Origin of the sequence: Hanstruepera ponticola, assembly GCF_012931685.1 — a bacterium.
GTDB classification, from domain to species: domain Bacteria; phylum Bacteroidota; class Bacteroidia; order Flavobacteriales; family Flavobacteriaceae; genus Hanstruepera; species Hanstruepera ponticola.
In genome coordinates this window covers 621043-640510 of sequence record NZ_JABANC010000001.1, presented here as the reverse complement: position 1 = coordinate 640510, position 19468 = coordinate 621043, and the positions used below count along the sequence as shown (strand labels likewise).

23 protein-coding genes are annotated in these 19468 nt (G+C 33.0%); 22 read left to right on the top strand and 1 reads right to left on the bottom strand.

Going from position 1 to position 19468, the window contains the following annotated elements; all coding sequences use genetic code 11:
* The first annotated feature begins 36 nt into the window (after positions 1-36).
* Genes HGK31_RS02845 through HGK31_RS02835 form a run of 3 tightly spaced genes read left to right on the top strand, consistent with a single transcriptional unit; the run spans position 37 to position 2290 of the window.
* Entirely contained in the window at positions 37-645 is a 609-nt protein-coding gene (locus HGK31_RS02845; protein WP_191858394.1) for a DUF4254 domain-containing protein, read from the top strand.
* A gap of 36 nt (positions 646-681) precedes the next feature.
* Entirely contained in the window at positions 682-1704 is a 1023-nt protein-coding gene (locus tag HGK31_RS02840; RefSeq protein ID WP_233450961.1) for a glycosyltransferase family 9 protein, read from the top strand.
* A gap of 31 nt (positions 1705-1735) precedes the next feature.
* Complete coding sequence (locus HGK31_RS02835) at positions 1736-2290, top strand: hypothetical protein (RefSeq protein ID WP_191858393.1); 555 nt, start codon at positions 1736-1738, stop codon at positions 2288-2290.
* 49 nt (positions 2291-2339) lie between these two features.
* Here the strand turns inward: HGK31_RS02835 and HGK31_RS02830 are convergent, their stop codons facing one another.
* On the bottom strand, positions 2340-3398 hold the full coding sequence (locus HGK31_RS02830; protein ID WP_191858392.1) for a ferredoxin--NADP reductase: 1059 nt from the start codon (positions 3396-3398) through the stop codon (positions 2340-2342).
* A gap of 107 nt (positions 3399-3505) precedes the next feature.
* Between HGK31_RS02830 and HGK31_RS02825 the strand changes: the two genes are divergently transcribed.
* The 19 genes from HGK31_RS02825 to dut all read left to right on the top strand — a co-directional run bounded on the left by HGK31_RS02825 (position 3506) and on the right by dut (position 19457).
* Positions 3506-3841: a PadR family transcriptional regulator gene (locus HGK31_RS02825; protein ID WP_104735071.1), complete on the top strand. Its 336-nt coding sequence runs from the start codon at positions 3506-3508 to the stop codon at positions 3839-3841.
* Position 3842: 1 nt separating this feature from the next.
* Positions 3843-4526 (top strand): hypothetical protein, encoded by a 684-nt coding sequence (locus tag HGK31_RS02820; RefSeq protein WP_191858391.1) that lies wholly within the window; start codon positions 3843-3845, stop codon positions 4524-4526.
* Between the two features lie 45 nt (positions 4527-4571).
* On the top strand, positions 4572-6044 hold the full coding sequence (locus tag HGK31_RS02815; protein ID WP_191858390.1) for a DUF5687 family protein: 1473 nt from the start codon (positions 4572-4574) through the stop codon (positions 6042-6044).
* An 8-nt stretch (positions 6045-6052) separates the two neighbouring features.
* Positions 6053-6760 (top strand): ABC transporter ATP-binding protein, encoded by a 708-nt coding sequence (locus HGK31_RS02810; protein ID WP_191858389.1) that lies wholly within the window; start codon positions 6053-6055, stop codon positions 6758-6760.
* 102 nt (positions 6761-6862) lie between these two features.
* A complete protein-coding gene (gene porW, locus HGK31_RS02805) occupies positions 6863-9421 on the top strand; it encodes a type IX secretion system periplasmic lipoprotein PorW/SprE (protein WP_191858388.1) in 2559 nt (852 codons plus the stop codon).
* A 19-nt stretch (positions 9422-9440) separates the two neighbouring features.
* Positions 9441-9875, top strand: a complete 435-nt coding sequence (locus HGK31_RS02800) for a bactofilin family protein (protein WP_104735067.1) — start codon at positions 9441-9443, stop codon at positions 9873-9875.
* Positions 9820-10065, top strand: coding sequence for an AtpZ/AtpI family protein (locus tag HGK31_RS14715; protein ID WP_317169716.1), 246 nt, complete (start codon positions 9820-9822; stop codon positions 10063-10065). The genes HGK31_RS02800 and HGK31_RS14715 overlap by 56 nt, the downstream gene beginning before the upstream one ends.
* Entirely contained in the window at positions 10065-10451 is a 387-nt protein-coding gene (locus HGK31_RS02790; protein ID WP_104735066.1) for a DUF6168 family protein, read from the top strand. Before HGK31_RS14715 ends, HGK31_RS02790 begins: the two co-directional genes overlap by 1 nt.
* Positions 10452-10556: 105 nt before the next feature.
* Positions 10557-11639 (top strand): F0F1 ATP synthase subunit A, encoded by a 1083-nt coding sequence (gene atpB / locus HGK31_RS02785; RefSeq protein WP_191858387.1) that lies wholly within the window; start codon positions 10557-10559, stop codon positions 11637-11639.
* A gap of 45 nt (positions 11640-11684) precedes the next feature.
* Positions 11685-11879, top strand: a complete 195-nt coding sequence (gene atpE / locus HGK31_RS02780; RefSeq protein WP_104735064.1) for an ATP synthase F0 subunit C — start codon at positions 11685-11687, stop codon at positions 11877-11879.
* An 84-nt stretch (positions 11880-11963) separates the two neighbouring features.
* The gene (locus tag HGK31_RS02775; RefSeq protein WP_191858386.1) at positions 11964-12464 is read left to right on the top strand and encodes a F0F1 ATP synthase subunit B; all 501 of its coding nucleotides are present in this window, start codon (positions 11964-11966) and stop codon (positions 12462-12464) included.
* 6 nt (positions 12465-12470) lie between these two features.
* Complete coding sequence (atpH, locus tag HGK31_RS02770; protein ID WP_191858385.1) at positions 12471-13007, top strand: ATP synthase F1 subunit delta; 537 nt, start codon at positions 12471-12473, stop codon at positions 13005-13007.
* A 1-nt stretch (position 13008) separates the two neighbouring features.
* Positions 13009-13512: a hypothetical protein gene (locus HGK31_RS02765; RefSeq protein WP_191858384.1), complete on the top strand. Its 504-nt coding sequence runs from the start codon at positions 13009-13011 to the stop codon at positions 13510-13512.
* 65 nt (positions 13513-13577) lie between these two features.
* Entirely contained in the window at positions 13578-15158 is a 1581-nt protein-coding gene (gene atpA, locus HGK31_RS02760) for a F0F1 ATP synthase subunit alpha (RefSeq protein ID WP_191858383.1), read from the top strand.
* 48 nt (positions 15159-15206) lie between these two features.
* Positions 15207-16067 (top strand): ATP synthase F1 subunit gamma, encoded by an 861-nt coding sequence (atpG, locus tag HGK31_RS02755; RefSeq protein WP_104735059.1) that lies wholly within the window; start codon positions 15207-15209, stop codon positions 16065-16067.
* Positions 16068-16246: 179 nt separating this feature from the next.
* Positions 16247-16753, top strand: coding sequence for a hypothetical protein (locus HGK31_RS02750; protein WP_191858382.1), 507 nt, complete (start codon positions 16247-16249; stop codon positions 16751-16753).
* A 57-nt stretch (positions 16754-16810) separates the two neighbouring features.
* A complete protein-coding gene (locus HGK31_RS02745; RefSeq protein ID WP_191858381.1) occupies positions 16811-18271 on the top strand; it encodes an oligosaccharide flippase family protein in 1461 nt (486 codons plus the stop codon).
* Positions 18272-18274: 3 nt separating this feature from the next.
* Complete coding sequence (locus tag HGK31_RS02740) at positions 18275-19045, top strand: DUF6090 family protein (protein WP_191858380.1); 771 nt, start codon at positions 18275-18277, stop codon at positions 19043-19045.
* A complete protein-coding gene (dut, locus tag HGK31_RS02735; protein ID WP_191858379.1) occupies positions 19023-19457 on the top strand; it encodes a dUTP diphosphatase in 435 nt (144 codons plus the stop codon). The genes HGK31_RS02740 and dut overlap by 23 nt, the downstream gene beginning before the upstream one ends.
* Positions 19458-19468 lie beyond the last annotated feature (11 nt).

Genomic DNA, 19468 nt, shown 5'->3' with positions numbered 1-19468 from the left:
AAATAGGTTTATATTTGCCTTTTAAAATCTAGTATCATGTTTACAGAAAAAGCGAATAAACTATTTCAAGAGGTTATTAAAACCTATCACGTTGTTAATACCGTTGACCAACCTTTTACAAATCCGTATGATAAAGACGCTAATTTAATTGAGCATTTATTATACAGAAAATGTTGGATAGATACGGTTCAATGGCATTATGAAGATATTATTCGCGATCCACAAATAGATCCTGTTGCGGCTTTAAAATTGAAACGTCAAATTGATGCTTCAAACCAAGATAGAACTGATATGGTTGAGTACATTGATAGTTATTTTTTAGAAAAATATAAAGATGTCACGCCAAAAGCAGATGCCACAATTAATACTGAAAGTCCAGCTTGGGGAATTGATAGATTATCGATTTTAGCGCTTAAAATTTATCATATGAATGAAGAAGCTACACGTACAGATGCTTCTGAAGCACATCGTGATGGTTGTCAGATAAAATTAAATGTATTGTTAGAGCAACGTGTAGATTTATCAACTGCTATTGATACCTTATTAGCTGATATCGAAAAAGGCGATAAGTATATGAAGGTTTACAAGCAAATGAAAATGTACAACGACGATGAATTGAATCCAGTTCTGCGTTCTCAAAAATAAAATTCCTGCAAAAGCAGGAATCTCATCTTAATTAAGATGTCAAAACCAAAACACATCCTAGTCATTCGTCTCTCTGCCATGGGTGATGTAGCTATGACAGTCCCTGTTTTACGAGCCTTTACAAGACAATATCCCGATGTTAAACTAACTGTTTTAACTCGGGATTTTTTTAAACCCCTTTTTCGTGATTTAAAAAATGTAACGGTTTATCCTGCCCATGTAAAAGACCAACATAAAGGCTTAAAAGGACTTTATAAACTGTCTAGAGAAATTAGACCACTAAAATGCGATGCTGTGGCCGATTTACACAAAGTTCTACGCAGCAAGGTTTTAAAACCTATGTTGGGTATTCGCAAAGTGGCTACAATTAACAAAGGCCGAAAAGAAAAAAAGCGATTAATAAAAGGCAAAGATTTCAAGCAATTGAAAACCACACATCAACGCTACGCTGATGTTTTTAATACATTGGGTTATCCTATAGATTTGAGTAACCCAACATTTCCAAAACCTACAACACTAAATGACAGCTGTTTAAAGCTTATTGGAAAACCAAACAAAAAGCGAATAGGTATTGCACCTTTTGCTGCTCACGACAGTAAAATGTATCCTTTAGAACACATGGAACGGGTAATTGAAAAGCTTTCAGAAGATTACCAAGTGCTCTTGTTTGGAGGAGGAAGTAGAGAGATACAAATTTTAAACTATTTTGAATCTGAAGATAAAGGTATTATTAACCTAGCTGGAAAATTAAGCCTTGATGAGGAACTGGATGTTATTTCTAATTTACATGTTATGCTGTCTATGGATTCTGGTAATGCGCATTTAGCCGCTATGTTTGGAATTAAAGTTATAACAATTTGGGGAGTCACCCATCCTTATGCTGGCTTTGCACCATTTAAGCAACCAGATGATTATTGTTTGCTGGCAGACAGAAATCAATACCTAAAAATTCCAACCTCTATTTATGGTAATAAATTTCCTGAAGGTTATAAAGATGCCGCTGGAAGTATTTCTGTTGAAACGATAGTAAATAAGGTGAAATCTGTCATTCCTGCGTAGGCAGGAATCTAATTTTATTTAGATATAAATTATGAAACCCCAATATTTTAGAGGATTGATACTTGTTCTAATACTTGTTTCATGCCAATCATCTTATCTTGAAAGCATCAAGAAAACAGGAACTAAAGATGATGCAAGAATAAATGCAATAAAATATTTTTCTAATACAAATAAGTTAGTTTCAAATAAGTTTTACATAGTTTATAGCTGCGATGAAGCAGAAGAATTATATTGTTTTAAGTTTTATAAAAATGAAAAATCATTATTAAAACTAACAGATTCCATTGGAGGATATCCAACAGGTTACTTTCCTAATAAATACATTGAAATCGACAACAACCTTTTCTTATGGCATGAGCCTGAAGCAAAAATAACTAAAGAAATAATTGATTTTATGAATAAATATAACGCTATTGATTCTTCACATTATAAGATTCCCGACTATTTACCAATAATAAATACAGGTGATTTCAAAAAAGAGATGCATTATTTTATTTGCAAAGACAATATTTCAATTTATGAAAAAAGGAAATCTATCTATATTGATGTGCAAGATTATCCAAAAACAAACTGTTATTCAGATTGAAGCATCTACCCTCTAAAAGCAAAGCGGTCTAACCTCTAGCGTCTTTTTTCTAGATATCATCATAATCCACAACAATCGTTGGTGTGGTAGGATGTGCTTGACACGTCAAAATCAACCCTTCTGCTACTTCGTTATCTGTTAAAATATTGTTTTGCCTCATAGTAGCTTCACCTTCTTTTACACGAGCCAAACAACTGCTACAAATACCACCTTGGCACGAATATGGTGCATCTAAATCTTCATCTAAAGCAGCTTCTAAAACGGTTTGTTTTTGCGACATTTCAAAAGTACTTTCTTCATCATCAACAATTACAGTAATGTGAGTTCTACCTTCTGGTACAGCAGTGTCATTTGAAACATCTGCAGGTTTTGCAGCTTTAAATAGCTCATAATGAATACGGTCACTTGGTGCGTCGTGTTCAGTTAAAACATCTTTTACAGTGTGAATCATGGCTTCTGGACCGCACAAATAGTAAGCATCAACATCAATATGCTTATACTTATTTTTCATCACAAAATTAACCGTACTTTTTTCTATACGGCCAAACATGGCATCAGGTTCATCGGCTTGACTAAAAATAAATTGTATTGAGAAACGGTCTTTATAGGCATGTTGTAACTCAAGCAATTCATTTAAAAACATAGTTTCTTGAGTCGATTTGTTTCCGTAAACTAAAATAACTTTACTGTGTATTTCTTCCTCTAATGCACATTTAATAATACTTAAAATAGGTGTAATGCCACTTCCAGCAGCAAAAAGCGCAATGTTTTTGGTTTTCTTATCGTTTGGCTCAAAAATAAAACGTCCTGTTGGTGTTCCTACTTCTAATGTGTCACCAGCTTTTAAGTTATTATTTGCATAAGATGAAAACGTACCATCTACAACTTCCTTAACGGCAACTTTCAATTCACCACTTTTTGGAGCTACACACAAGGAGTAATCTCTACGAACCTCATTACCATTAAGACTTGTTTTAAGCGTGATATATTGTCCAGCTTTAAATACATATAGGTCTTTTAAATGTTCTGGAACATCAAAACTAATAGTTACAGCTTTGTCGGTTTCGCGTTTAAGTTCTTTTATGATAAGTGTATGAAAATGTGACATAAATAAATTTTTGACAAAAATAACGAACCTTTGATTTCTAGACAGCTAAATAGCAAAAAATAATATAAGGATTTGCATGCATAAGAATTTTATGTATATATTTGAATATGGCAAATTCCAAACTATACAAAGGAAGTTTAACTACCATTATTTTAAAGCTTTTAAGTGAACACAACAAAATGTATGGGTACGAAATCACACAAAAAGTAAAGGCATTAACAAAAGGTGAATTGCAGATTACTGAAGGCGCTTTGTATCCGTCGTTGCATAAACTAGAATCTGAAGGTTTATTAGATGTTGAGGTTGCCAAAGTAGATAATAGGCTACGCAAATACTATAAACTTACAGAAAAAGGCACAAAAGAAACCGTAAGTAAACTTGAAGAATTGGAGCAGTACCTTGCCACGCTTCAAGCTTTGTTAAATCCTAAATTAAGTTATTAGTATGACGCTTTCGGAAGAACAAATTAAAAACTTATATGCTTTTACCAGAAAACACTTCGTTGAGTATTATGATTTACAAACCGAATTGGTGGATCATATGGCAAACGATATTGAAGCGATTTTAGAAGATGATCCAAGTTTAAGTTTTGAGCAAGCACGTGATAAAGCTTTTAAAAAATTTGGAGTATTTGGATTTATGGAAGTCGTAGAACAACGCGCAAAAGCCATGAATAAAAAATATGCGAAACTGCTATGGCACTATACTAAAGACTGGTTTAGATTGCCGCAGATTATGGCAACCATCTCTATGTGTCTTATTTTTTATACCATTTTTTCATTTGAAGTTAGTTCATTGATTTTTGTTACTGCGTTTTTATTGTTGTGTATCTTCTTAATGTACAAAGCATTTTCTATGAATCGTAAAATAAAGAAGAAGCAAAAAACCAAAGAAAAATTGTGGCTTTTAGAAGATATTATTTATAGAAACGCATCGGCTGGAGGCCTGTTTTTTGCACCTCAAGTATTTCATTTTATGTACACCGTTGATGGGTTAGAAGGTTATAAACCTTTTATTTGTGCTTTGGTTTTTACATTGATAATAATTTACACCTATGTTAGCACAGTTGTGATACCAAAAAACGCCGAAATTCATCTATTAGAGACCTATCCAGAATATAGCTTGTAACAAATGCGCTTATTTGTATACTAATGTTTACATAACTACCAAACCATGATAAAACAGTTTATTAGATTAGAGTGGAAGTCTTTTACACGTTCAGCTTCATTCAAAGTAAATCTAGCTTTAAAAATCCTGATGCTTTTAGGTGCTTTATTCGGAATATTATATTTTCTAGCTTTAGGCGTTTGGGCTTATTTCTTAATCGAAAAAAAGATAAGTCCAAATCCTTTAGGAGTAATCAATAGGTTTTTAATATTCTACCTTTTAGCCGATTTGGTAATGCGTTATTTTTTACAAAAAATGCCCATTTTAAACATTAAGCCCTTATTATATTTACCGCTTACAAAAAATCAGGTCGTGTCTTTTGGAATTAATAAAACCATACTCTCATTTTTCAATATAATTCATGCTTTCTTTTTTATACCGTTTTCAATTGTTATGTTGTTTAAGGGACATCCTTTTATAAATGTTTTAGGATGGCATGTAGCTATTTTAGGTCTTATATACTGCAATAATTTTATAAATATTTTTGTCAATAATAAAGACGTAATTTTCTATACTGTTGTTGGGATTATAATTGTATTAGGTGCATCAATTTATTATGACTTATTTGATGTAACTGTCTATACAGCTCCTGTATTTCAAGCTTTTTATGACATGCCTTATTTGGCAATTACAAGTATAATTCTGGCTTTTATATTATACAAAATGGCATTTAATTACTTTAGAAAAAACTTCTATTTAGATGCAGGATTAGCAAAAAAAGTTGACATCGCTCAAACTGATAATATGACCTGGTTAGATCGCTTTGGTAGTGTTTCAACCTTTCTTAAAAATGATATTAAACTGATTAGAAGAAACAAACGATCAAAAACAACGGTTCTCATGAGCGTGTTGTTCATTTTTTATGGATTGTTGTTTTTTACAGGTTCCATTGAAGCATATGATGGCCCATTTTGGAGGGTTTTTGCAGGAATATTTGTATCAGGTGGATTTCTTTTTAGTTTCGGGCAATTTGTGCCTAGTTGGGATAGTTCATATTATCCGTTGATGATGAGTCAAAATATTCGTTATAGGGAATATTTGGAATCAAAATGGTTTCTCATGGTCATTGCTACTATTGTCACCACGCTTTTAGCATCCTTTTACCTTTACTTTGGCTGGCAAGCCTATGCAGCTGTTGTTGTAGGCGCTATTTATAATATAGGTGTTAATTCACATATTGTGCTTTGGGGAGGTGCTTACATAAAAACACCAATAGATTTGACGTCCAACAAGAAAGCCTTTGGCGATAAAAAAGCTTTCAATGTTAAAACCCTTCTACTTACAATACCAAAATTGTTATTACCAATGGTTATTTATGCTCTAGGACATTTTCTTCATGGAGAAGTTTTAGGGTTTTTATTAGTAGCGGTATTTGGCTTAATTGGATTTATGTTTAAGAATAAAGTTTTCGAAATAATCGAAAAAATATATAAAACTGAAAAGTATAAAACTTTAGCAGCCTACAAACAAAAAAACTAATATCACGTATGATAATCACAACCAATCTTTCAAAAAAATATAATGACAATCTTGTTTTAAACATTGATAGTCTTGAAATACCTAAAGGTCAAAGTTTTGGCTTGGTTGGTAACAATGGAGCTGGTAAAACCACCTATTTTAGTCTGCTTTTAGATTTAATTCAGCCTACGACAGGGTTTATTAAAAACAATGATATTCAGGTAGACGAAAGCGAAAACTGGAAGCCTTTTACGTCAGCTTTTATTGACGAAACTTTCCTAATTGGCTATCTCACAGCTGAAGAATATTTCTACTTTATTGGCGAATTGCGAGGTCAAAACAAATCAGATGTTGATGCGTTAATAGCGCAATTTGAAGATTTCTTTCATGGTGAAATTTTAAACCAGAAAAAATATTTACGTGATTTAAGTAAAGGAAATCAAAAGAAAGCTGGAATTGTGGCAGCTCTTATTGGAAACCCTGAAGTAATTATTCTTGATGAGCCGTTTGCAAACCTTGATCCTACTACTCAAATCAGGCTTAAAGCCATTATAAAAGATTTAGCCGAAACCAAGGGGATAACGGTGTTAATATCGAGTCATGATTTACTGCATGTAACAGATGTTTGTGAAAGAATCGTAGTTTTAGAAAAAGGAGAAATAGTTAAAGATCTAAAAACCAGTACCGAAACTTTGAAGGAATTAGAGGCACATTTCTCTGGTTCTGAAGCGGTCTAAAAGTCTTTCAATTTTATAGGTTAATCAAAAAAGATGTTTATTTTTACGTTTCTGCATAATAATAGCAGGCGTTTATAGTTAATAAGAATAAACAAACCAACGTTGAAAGCATCTTTTAAAATAATAGTCACTTTTTTGGTTATTGCGATCGTTTTTTCTGGTTGTTCTAGAAAAAAGGATAGTTTCTTGAGCCGAAACTATCATGCCGTTACTGCTGAATACAATACGCTTTACAATGGTTATCTAGCTTTAGAAGAGGGTAGGAAAACAGTAAACGAATCTTATGATGATAATTATTGGGAAATACTTCCAATAGAACGCATGCAGATTTCTGAAGAGATATTACTTCCTGGTCAATCTAAAAATGAGAATTTTGAACGAGCTGAAGAAAAAGCGATTAAGGCTATTCAGAAACACGGAATGAATATCAAGGGTAAGGAGAAGAACCCTCAAATTGATGAAGCTTATCTGCTTTTGGGTAAAGCCAGATATTTTGACCAACGTTTTGTACCCGCTTTACAAGCTTTTAATTACATTCTTTACAAATATCCAGCTAGTGATAATATTAATCACGCTCGAATTTGGCGAGAAAAAACAAATATTCGCCTCGAGAACGATGAATTGGCTATCAAGAATCTTAAAACCTTAATGTACCAAGAAGAGTTGGAAGGTCAAGACTTGGCAGATGCGACATCTATGCTTGCTCAAGCATACATTAATACCAAATCACTTGATAGTGCTGTTTGGCAATTGAAAATTGCAGCTAAAGCCACCAAAAGTCATGATGAAAGAGGTCGTTACAGATTTATACAAGGGCAACTATATAACAGGCTCAACCAAAAAGACAGTGCCAATTTAGCTTTTGACAAGGTTATAGAATTAAACCGAAAAACGCCAAGGGCTTATTTAATTGCAGCTTATGTAGGTAAAGCAAGAAATTTTGATTTCACTAATGAGGATAAAGAAGCTTTGATTGAATTATTGTATGAGCTTGAAGCAAATAGAGAAAACAGACCCTTTTTAAGTAAGATATATTATCAAATTGCAGAGTATCATCTAAAAAACGCATCAGATTCTCTCGCAGTAGAGTTTTATAATAAATCTTTAAGGACAAACCCTACTGATAAGATATTGGTTTCTAAAAACTATGAAAATTTAGGAGACATCTTTTTTGATTATACCGAATACAAAATTGCCGGAGCTTATTACGATAGTACCATGCTCAATATGAGGGAAAATAGCAAACCATACAGAATCATTAAACGTAAACGTGATAATCTGGACGATGTGATTCTTTATGAAGACATGGCATTTCGTAATGATAGTATTTTGATTTTAACTAACATGTCTGAAGCCGATAGAAATGCGTACTTTTTAGAATATACAGAATCTTTAAAACTGGCAGCTCAAGAAGAAAAAGAAAAACAGGAAATAGCTGAACGTAATCAAGGTCTTGTTACGGTAAATTCAAGTAATCCTGCAGGTGTTAAGTCTGTTGGTAAAAATATTGGAGGTCCAACACCTGGAGGCGTACCAACTTTTTATTTTTACAACACATCAACAATTGCATATGGTAAAAATGAGTTTAAGAAAATTTGGGGTGATAGAGAGTTAGAGGACAATTGGCGATGGGGAAGTGAGATAAAATCATCTTCAAAAAATGAAGTCACTGATTTGGCTCAAGTAGAAACAGATAGCGAACTATTTGACCCGCAATATTATATGGATCAAATACCAACGGACCCAGTAAAAATTGACAGCATTAAAGCCGAAAGAAATTTAGCTTACTATCAATTAGGACTTATTTATAAAGAAAAATTCAAGGAGTACGATTTGTCTAAAGACAAGTTTCAAACCTTGTTAGGTTCAAGCCCAGATGAGAAACTAATCCTGCCTTCAAAATATAACTTGTATAAAATTTATGAACTACAAGGATATAATACCCAATCTGAAGGTGTGAAAAACGACATCATAAACAATTATCCAGATTCGCGTTATGCAGCTATTTTACTCAATCCGGAGTCTGCGCTTGCTGAAGATGATAGTAGTCCAGAGAATGTTTACAACAGACTATATCGAGAGCTTAAAAATCAAAATTACCAATACGTAATAGACGAAAGCAACAAGTATATATCTGTATTTGAAGGCGAAAAAATAGTGCCAAAATTTGAGCTTTTAAAAGCTAATGCAAAAGGGCGTCTATTGGGCTTTGAAGAGTATAGTAAAGCCATTGCCTATATTGCTTATAATTATGCTAACACACCCGAAGGAGCACAAGCGCAAACTATTACTGATGAACTTTTGCCTAAACTAGGCACTAAAGATTTTGTAGACAACCCAGAGGAAAAGAACTATAAACTGGTGTATTATTTTGATAATCCATCGGAAGAAACTGTTACAGATTTCACTGAAAAACTTCAAAAAGAAATAGATAAAGTAAATGTTTTTGACTTGTCCTTGTCAGTTGATTTATACGACCCAACCACAACATTTGTTGTTGTTCATGGATTAACAAGTAAAGAAGGAGCTTTGGGATATGCCGATGCTCTTACCGAAAAGAAAAAGGACAATATTGTTCACCAACATTTTGCGGCTTCATCAACCAATTACAAAATCATTCAGGTTCACAAAAATATGGATGCCTATTTAAACATTGAATAACTAATTAAATATATAAGTTATGTTTTCAGAAAATAAAAAAGATAGACCAACAAACGAAAGTACATCTAATCAAAACATAATTGCACAAGGAACTAAAGTGATAGGTGATTTAGTTAGTGATGGCGACTTTAGGATTGATGGCAATGTTGAAGGAAACTTGCGCTCACCAGGCAAAATAGTTGTTGGGAAATCAGGTTTTGTTAAAGGAACATTGGTGGGAACCGATGCTTATTTTGAAGGTAAATTTTCTGGAAAACTTACTCTTTCAGGAACCTTAACATTAAAATCAACAGCTCATATTGAAGGCGAAGTGGTTTTAGGTAAATTGGCCGTAGAGCCAGGGGCAACATTCAATGTCAATTGTACAATGAAAGGCGCTGTTAAAGAATTCAACAAAGGTGAAAGACAAACAACAACACCAGAAAAAAGAGAAGGGTCCGAAAGAACAGCTTAAAAACGTAGCCATTCTTTCCGGAATCGCTATTCAAATGGGTGTTACAATCTATTTGTTTGCACTACTGGGTAAATGGTTGGATGGCGAGTACAATCAAGGCGAAAAACTCTACACAATTATTTTAACCTTACTTGGCGTAGCAATTTCTTTTTACGTGGTTTTAAAACAAGTTAATAGAATCAAATATTAATGACGCAAAACATTCTAAAATTTTCTGGAATTTTAGCTTTATTAATGTTGGTAGTTTTTGCCATACATTTATCAGTACTCCTCTTCATTGATTTACCTTTGTTTGATAACCGAATTATTTCAGCATATATTGTAAATTTTGTTTTAGCTATTATTATTTACCTAGCAATGCTTTTATTGAAGCATAAATATCAAAGTCAGTTAGGATTTATATTTATGTTTGGAAGCTTTCTGAAATTTATAGTATTCTTCATTGTTTTTTATCCTTTTTATAAGGCTGATAATACCATAACAAAAATGGAATTTGCTGCATTTTTTGTTCCCTATGTTGTTTGCCTTATTATTGAAACTACAAGCCTTTCAAAATGGTTAAATAAGTTGGGTTAAAACCCTTAAAAATCAACCCGTAAAATAAAATAAAAAATAGTTTTTGTTTTTGAGATAAAAACCTACCTTTGCAGCGATTTTTAAGCCACTATTAGAAAGCTTGATATGCGAAGAAAAATAACTGTAAAAACAATTACCCTATTACTACTTTTAGTATCATTTGTTACTTATGGTCAAGAAGAACACGGTCATTCCGATTCTGGTAGCGATAGAAAGTCTGAAGTAAAAGCTTACATTCAGCATCACTTAAAAGACTCTTACGATTTTAATTTATTTTCTTGGACGTCAGATTCTGGCGAGGAAAAGCATTTTGGTTTTCCATTACCGGTAATTCTTTGGGATGGCGGATTGAAGGTGTTTTCATCATCTAAATTTCATCATGGTGAGTCTGTAGCAGAAGTGGATGGTAACTACTACAAAGTTTACCACAGTAAAATTTACAAAACAGATGCCGAAGGAACTATTAAATATGACGAAGAACATCACGCAACAAATGAAAAGCCTTTAGATTTTTCGATTACTAAAAACGTATTGATGATTATGATGGTATTTGCTATTATGTTCTTTATGTTTAGCCGTATGGCAAAATCTTACAAGAAAAATGGTGGTTTGCCAAAAGGAACTGGTCGTTTCTTGGAGCCAATTGTACTGTATGTTAGAGATGAAATAGCTAGACCAAATATTGGAGAAAAGCACTATAAAAGGTACATGAGTTATTTATTAACGGTGTTCTTTTTTGTGTGGATAGTAAATTTATTTGGCTTAACACCAATTGGTATGAATGTAACTAACAACATTGCAGTTACATTATGTTTAGCTTTAATCACTTACTTAATCACTACATTTTCTGGTAATAAAAATTATTGGAAGCATATTTTCTGGATGCCAGGCGTGCCAGTGCCAATGAAAATTATTTTAGCACCTATTGAATTGTTAGGAACAATTATTAAGCCTTTCGCCTTAATGATTCGTTTGTATGCTAACATTACAGCAGGTCACGTAGTATTAATGAGTATTATAGGAATGGTATTTTTATTCCAAAATTGGTTAGGAAGCGGATTATCATTTATGTTGGCGTTTGTATTAGCAATACTAGAATTATTAGTAGCAGCATTACAGGCGTATATATTTACAGTGCTTTCAGCATTATACTTCGGTATGGCTGTTGAAGAGCATGACGATCACTAGATAGTGATTATTAAATTGAATGTTTAATTTTTAATTATATATTTTATGGAAATTCCAGCAATCGTAGGAGCAGGTTTAGTAGTAATTGGAGCAGGTATCGGTATCGGAAGAATCGGTGGTTCTGCAATGGAAGCAATTGCACGTCAACCTGAAGCTACAGGTAAAATTCAAACAGCGATGCTTATTGCAGCCGCTTTAATTGAAGGTATTGGGTTTGCTGCTTTATTCGCAGTAAACTAAATCAAAACTAAAGAACAGTTGTAACGGTTGGTTATAACTGTTCTTTTAAAAAATTAAACTGAAATATTTTAGAGATAATATATTATGGAAAAATTATTTGAAGACTTTTCATTAGGGTTGTTTTTTTGGCAAGCAGTGTTATTTATAGCACTTATCTTTCTATTAAGAAAATTTGCTTGGAAGCCAATATTGGATTCAGTTAATAGTAGAGAAGAAGGTATTAGAGAAGCATTAGATTCTGCTGAAAAAGCAAAATTAGATATGCAAAACCTTCAAGCGGATAACGAAAAGCTATTAAAAGAAGCTAGATTAGAACGTGAGGCCATGTTAAAAGAAGCACGTGAAATGAAAGCTAAAATGATTGAAGACGCAAAAACTGATGCTAAAGAAGAAGCAAATAAATTAGTTGCTGCTGCACAAGCATCTATAGAAACTGAAAAGAAAGCTGCCATTGCTGAATTAAAAACGCAAGTAGCTAGCTTATCAATTGAAATTGCAGAAAAAGTGGTTCGCGAAGAATTATCTAATAAAGACAAACAAATGAAACTTGTTGAGTCTATGTTAGGTGAAGCAACTTTAAACTAAAGTATAATGGCAGGAACAAGAGCAGCAATACGATACGCGAAAGCGGTATTAAGTTTAGCAACTGATAAACAGTCTGCTGATGCTGTTAATGGCGATATGCAAGCTATTGCAAATGCCATTTCAGATAATAAAGAATTAGGCGAAGCTTTAAAAAATGAAGTAGTAAAAGCTGAAGTAAAGAAAACTATTCTTTTACAAGCTTTTCCAAACTCAAACACAATTACAAAGGAACTTTTCAATGTGCTTTTAGAAAACAAGCGCATGGAACTAGTTGAGCAAGTAGCTACTCAATATTCAAAGCTATACAATATTCAAATTGGTCAAGAAAGTGCTGTAGTAACTACAGCTATTCCAATGACTAATGATATTGAAATGAAAGTGTTGGCCAAAATTAAAGACTTAACCAATAAGGCGGTTACAGTAAAAAATGTAATTGATGAAGATATTTTAGGCGGTTTCATTTTACGTATTGGTGACGTTGAATACAATGCGAGTATTCAAAATAATTTAAACAAGTTAAAAAGAGAATTTTCTCTAAACTAAAATGAGATTAATTAAAACGTTACTTACAGTATTGATTTTGGCGGTTTCATTTAATGTGTCCGCTCAAAAAGTGAAGCTAAAGAAAGGTAATGTTTTAGTTGATGGAGAACAGTGGTTAACATATCAAGAGTGTGGTATGTTTGATGGTGTTTGTTCGCTTTATAATTCTAACGAAAGTGAAATTATTTTTATAAAGCTAGTCAAAATCCCTGGAGAAGAACCAAGAACCCAATCAAACCCTGATGGGAATCTTGTTTTTACAGAAGTGAGTTTTTTAGGAAAAGACCTAAAGTATGAAATCAAGGGAAAAACGTATAAAGGTATAATTTCAGATTTATATAAAGCCAATGTAGTTAATAATGACGGATCTTTAAATGATGAAAAGGTTAATCGATTAATTGAGAAATACGGAACGGCTTTTTCTGATAGATTAAATAATACAACAATCATTATCAACGAGAGTTCTAATAATGGTTCAGGAGTAAATATTAAAATAGGAAATTAAATTAAAGCTTAATTGTTAGGCATTAAAAGCCTAATGTATAGCATCTAAAATCTAAATAAACAAAGATGGCAGAAGTAAAACCAGCTGAAATATCAGCAATCTTAAAGCAACAACTTTCGGGTTTTGAAGCAGGAGCTTCTCTAGACGAAGTAGGAACAGTGTTAACCGTAGGTGACGGAATTGTACGTGCTTACGGATTATCTAATGCACAATATGGTGAGTTAGTAGAATTCGACGGCGGTTTAGAAGGAATTGTTCTTAACCTAGAAGAAGATAATGTTGGTATCGTATTACTAGGACACTCTAAAGAAGTAATGGAAGGTTCGACTGTAAAACGTACTAACCGTATTGCATCTATTAACGTAGGTGAGGGTATTGTTGGTCGTGTAGTAGATACATTAGGAACGCCAATTGATGGTAAAGGTCCAATAACAGGTGAAACTTTTGAAATGCCATTAGAGCGTAAAGCGCCTGGTGTAATTTATCGTGAGCCAGTAACTGAACCATTACAAACAGGTATTAAGTCTATTGACGCCATGATTCCGGTTGGTCGTGGTCAACGTGAGTTGGTAATTGGTGACCGTCAAACAGGTAAGACAACTGTTTGTATTGACACCATTATTAATCAAAAAGAGTTTTACGATGCAGGTGAGCCTGTATATTGTATATATGTTGCTGTAGGTCAAAAAGCATCTACGGTTGCAAACATTGCTAAAACACTAGAAGAAAAAGGTGCATTAGCCTATACAACTATTGTTGCAGCAAACGCATCAGATCCAGCTCCAATGCAAGTATATGCTCCAATGGCAGGTGCTGCAATTGGTGAGTATTTTAGAGATACTGGTCGTCCGGCTTTAATTATTTATGATGATTTATCTAAACAAGCGGTAGCTTACCGTGAGGTATCGTTATTATTACGTCGTCCACCAGGACGTGAGGCGTATCCTGGAGACGTTTTCTACTTACACTCACGTTTATTAGAGCGTTCAGCAAAGGTAATTAATGACGATAATATTGCTAAAGAAATGAACGATTTACCAGACAGCCTAAAGCCAATGGTAAAAGGTGGAGGTTCATTAACAGCCTTACCAATTATTGAAACACAAGCAGGTGACGTATCAGCTTATATTCCAACAAACGTAATTTCGATTACCGATGGACAAATTTTCTTGGATGGTGATTTATTTAACTCTGGTGTTCGTCCAGCGATTAACGTAGGTATTTCAGTATCACGTGTTGGTGGTAACGCACAGATTAAGTCTATGAAAAAAGTAGCAGGTACATTAAAATTAGACCAAGCGCAGTTCCGTGAATTAGAAGCGTTTGCGAAGTTTGGTTCAGATTTAGATGCAGCTACATTAAATGTAATTGAAAAAGGTAAACGTAACGTTGAAATCTTAAAGCAAGCACAAAATGATCCTTATACAGTTGAAGACCAAATTGCAATCATTTATGCAGGTTCTAAAAACTTATTAAGAGATGTGCCAGTTGAAAAGGTAAAAGAATTTGAAAGAGATTTCATTGAATTCTTAAACGCAAAACATAGAGGTATTTTAGATACTTTAAAATCAGGTAAATTAACTGATGAGGTTACAGATACGTTAATAGCTGTAGCAAAAGATTTATCAGGAAAGTTTAGAGCTTAATAAGTTTAATGTCATCCTGAACTAGTTTCAGGATCTCAAAAAGAACAGATGGCAAATTTAAAAGAAATACGTAACAGAATATCATCGGTGTCTTCTACCATGCAGATTACCAGTGCCATGAAAATGGTATCTGCTGCAAAATTAAAGAAGGCTCAAGATGCTATTACTGCTATGCGTCCTTATGCAGATAAGTTAACTGAACTTTTACAAAGCTTAAGTGCAACTTTAGATGCAGATTCTGGAAGTAAATTCTCCGAGCAACGTGAAGTAAAGAATGTACTTATCGTAGCTATAACATCTAACAGAGGATTGGCTGGAGCATTTAATTCCAATATTATAAAGGAAGTAACAAAGTTGACTTCAGAAACCTATGCTAATAAGAATGTGTCTTATTTAGTAATTGGTAAAAAAGCTAATGATGCATTGAAGAAGTCAAAGAAGGTTATTGCTAATAAAAGTGAAATTTTTGATGATTTAACATTCGATAATGTAGCAGAAATTGCTCAAATGTTGATGGATAAATTTGTTGAAGGTGAGTATGATAGAATTGAGATAGTTTACAACCGATTCAAGAATGCTGCGACACAAATTGTTACTAGAGAACAATTTTTGCCAATTGTTCCTGTTGAAGGTGAAGTAAATACAAATCTTGATTATATTTTTGAGCCATCAAAACTTGAAATCGTTGAGCAATTAATTCCAAAATCTTTAAAAACGCAGTTGTTTAAAGGTATTAGAGATTCGTTTGCTAGCGAACATGGAGCACGTATGACAGCAATGCATAAAGCAACTGATAATGCTACTGAATTAAGAGATCAATTAAAACTGACTTATAACAAAGCACGTCAAGCAGCGATTACTAACGAAATCCTTGAAATTGTTGGTGGTGCGGAAGCATTGAACAATTAGGCGAAGCGAAAGCGAAGTCAAATGTTCCAATCCAATCGGAAGCGTTAAACAATTAATTGTCATGCTGAACTTGATTGAGCATTTATAATAATATTATTAAGCCTTACTTACGAGTAAGGCTTTTTTTATGGTATTAATTTTGAAATTGTATATTTATTAATCTTAAGAAATTAAAACAAATGAAATTCAAGTTAATACCGTATGCATTGAGCTTGTTTTTTTTCACCACAAGTCTTACACAATGTTCAAGCTCTAAAACAAATAATAATCAAGGATTTGTTGAGTTTGAAACAAAACCATCCTTTGTTCTAGGGGATGTGTTTTTTCAAAAATGGATTGCAGGTGTTCAAGGTGGTGGATCAGGATATCATTTATATATGATTGTAAAAGAAAATAAAAAACATGTTGTTTTTGACAGTGCTTATTTTCGAGGATTAAAAGCAAAACTCACACCAGCAAAAATAGGATATATAGCCAGTTTTAAATCAGCTTTAAATCAAAAATCAGACATAAAAATGAGTGGTGAATTGCTAGATGAATATGGAAATATTTTTCCTCATCAACTAGAATCCAATGAATGTGTGATTAGCTATTATGAAAAAGATAAAATAAAATATTTAAAGCTTGATAGTATTATAGAAAAGCAGGCTGAATACTACCCAAGAAGACCTCCTAACGAAGAATAACTAATCTTTGGTTAGCGTTTACTAAAAACGTATTTTTAGCAGAATAAACACGAACTTTTGGCGGCATTAAAAACTCTTTTTAAACAAACAGTCATTTATGGTTTAGCAACAGTATTGCCACGAATGTTAAGCTTTCTATTAGTGCCACTTTACACTACCAAAGGCGTTTTATCTTCTGTGGCAGAATATGGTCAGGTTAATGTTATTTTTTCTTGGTTTGTCTTGTTTAATGTGGTTTTGGCTTATGGTATGGAAACAGCCTTTTTTCGATATTATAACAAAGAACAAAATAAAGACAGCGTTGTAGGTACATCTACTATTTCTTTGGTTATTTCTTCTTTCGGTTTCTTTATATTAGCGTTACTATTTCAAAGTCAGATAGCTGAATTCATTGATATTAACGTTAAATATATCAATCTTGTAATTTGGATTCTTCTACTAGATGCATTGGTCATTATTCCTTTTGCATGGTTACGTGCTACGCAGAAACCTATGCGCTATGCTGTAATTAAAATCTTGAATGTTGCAGTAAATTTGGGGCTTAATTTATTTTTCCTATTAGCGTTAAAAGATTTAGCAACAGATGATAATATTTTCGAAACAATCTATAAGCCTAATTTTGAAATCAGCTATATTTTCATAGCTAACTTAATAGCAAGTGCATTAACCCTGTTGTTAATGGCATCCTTTTATGTTAAAGTAAAGTTCACTTTTGATAAACAGTTGTGGAAACATATGATGCGTTATGCTTATCCCGTGCTCATTGCAGGCGTGGCTTTTTCCATCAATGAAACATTTGATAGGATTTTGTTAAAAGAATTATTACCAGAGAATATTGCCGAAACGCAAATAGGTATGTATTCTGCTTGCTATAAACTAGCACTGTTTATGACACTGTTTGCAACAGCTTATAGATTAGGAATTGAGCCTTTCTTTTTCAGTCATGCTAATTCAGAAAACCCACAAAAAAACTACGCCAGAATATTAGAGTTTTTTGTTGCAGTTGGTTCAGTGATATTCCTGACCGTTGTTGTTTTTGCGGATTTCATAAAACCATTTATAGTTAGAAGTGAAGATTACTGGGAAGCTATGTGGGTTGTGCCTATTATACTTTTAGCCAATTTCTGTTTAGGCATTTATCATAACTTATCGGTTTGGTACAAAATAACTGACAGAACAAAATTCGGTGCTTATATTTCGGCTATAGGCGCTATAATCACATTAGCAATTAATATTTTATTTATAAAAGCATTCAGTTATAAAGCCTCTGCAATTGCAACTTTAGCTGCTTATGCAGTTATGATGGTATTATCATACTACTATGGGAGAAAATATTACCCAATACCTTATAATATCAAGAAAATAGCATTGTATTTGTTTGTGTCAGTTATGTTTTCGTTTATAAGTTTTTATCAATTTAGAGACTATAATGTCATAGGTATTAGCCTCTTAATTGTATTTTTGGGAATTGTTAGTTATTCTGAAAAAACGATTATAAAGCAATTTTTAAAGCGTTAATACATGATAAAATTCTTCAATAAAATGCGCAAGCAACTTGTAAATGACAATCAAACAGGGCGTTATTTAAAGTATGCCATTGGCGAAATTATTTTAGTGATGATTGGTATTCTATTGGCGCTTCAAGTCAATAACTGGAACAATAATCGGCAATTAAAAAGAGAAGAATTAAAAGTGCTTAAAAGCCTTCATAAAGAGTTCAATGAAAATCTCACAAATTTTGATAGTGCCTATAGATTTCACTTAAAGCGAAAAGAAGCTATTGAAACAATGATGACTTCTAACCCAAGAGAACTATCTTTAGATAGTTTGAGAAGTTTGAATCAAATCATTAATAATAATTATACCTTTGATCCATTTCAAGGTATTTATAATTCAGTTATTAATTCAGGAAAGATTGAGTTGATTTCTAATGACTCTTTAAAAATAAAAATCGCTAGAATTCAGGATTTGTTAAATGATTATAAAGAAGAAGAAACAAATACTATGGGGTTTACCCAAAATAATCTTTACCCCTTTCAAATAGAGCGCTCTAAAATTAATTTTAATATTTCATACAATACCAAAGAAAGTTCAATAGATGAACGTTTAGAGTTTAAACAAAACCTGCTTCAAGTAATAGAGTCAGATAAATATGAAAACTTATTGGTATATGTATACGGCTATATGAGGGGCATTTTTATAGAAGGTCCAGTTTTAAGAAAAAAAATATTATCTATCATCAATTTATTAGAATCAGAAATCGAAAAAAATGAAAATAAAAATAATCAATAAATCTAATCACGCGTTACCACATTATGAAACTATTGCTTCGGCAGGAATGGACTTACGCGCGAGTATTTCAGAGCCACGAGTTTTAAAACCACTGGAACGAAGTATAGTAGGCACAGGTTTATTTATAGAATTACCAGTAGGTATTGAAGCACAAGTAAGACCAAGAAGTGGTTTAGCCGCTAAAAAAGGCATTACAGTACTTAATGCGCCAGGCACTATTGACGCTGATTATCGAGGTGAAGTTGGTGTCATTTTGGTAAATTTATCAAATGAAGACTTTACCATAGATAATGGAGAACGCATAGCTCAATTAGTAATAGCCAAACATGAACGTACTGAATGGGAAGAGGTAGAAAACTTAAGTGAAACAGCTAGAGGAGAAGGTGGGTTTGGCAGTACTGGTGTAAAATAATTCCTGCGGAG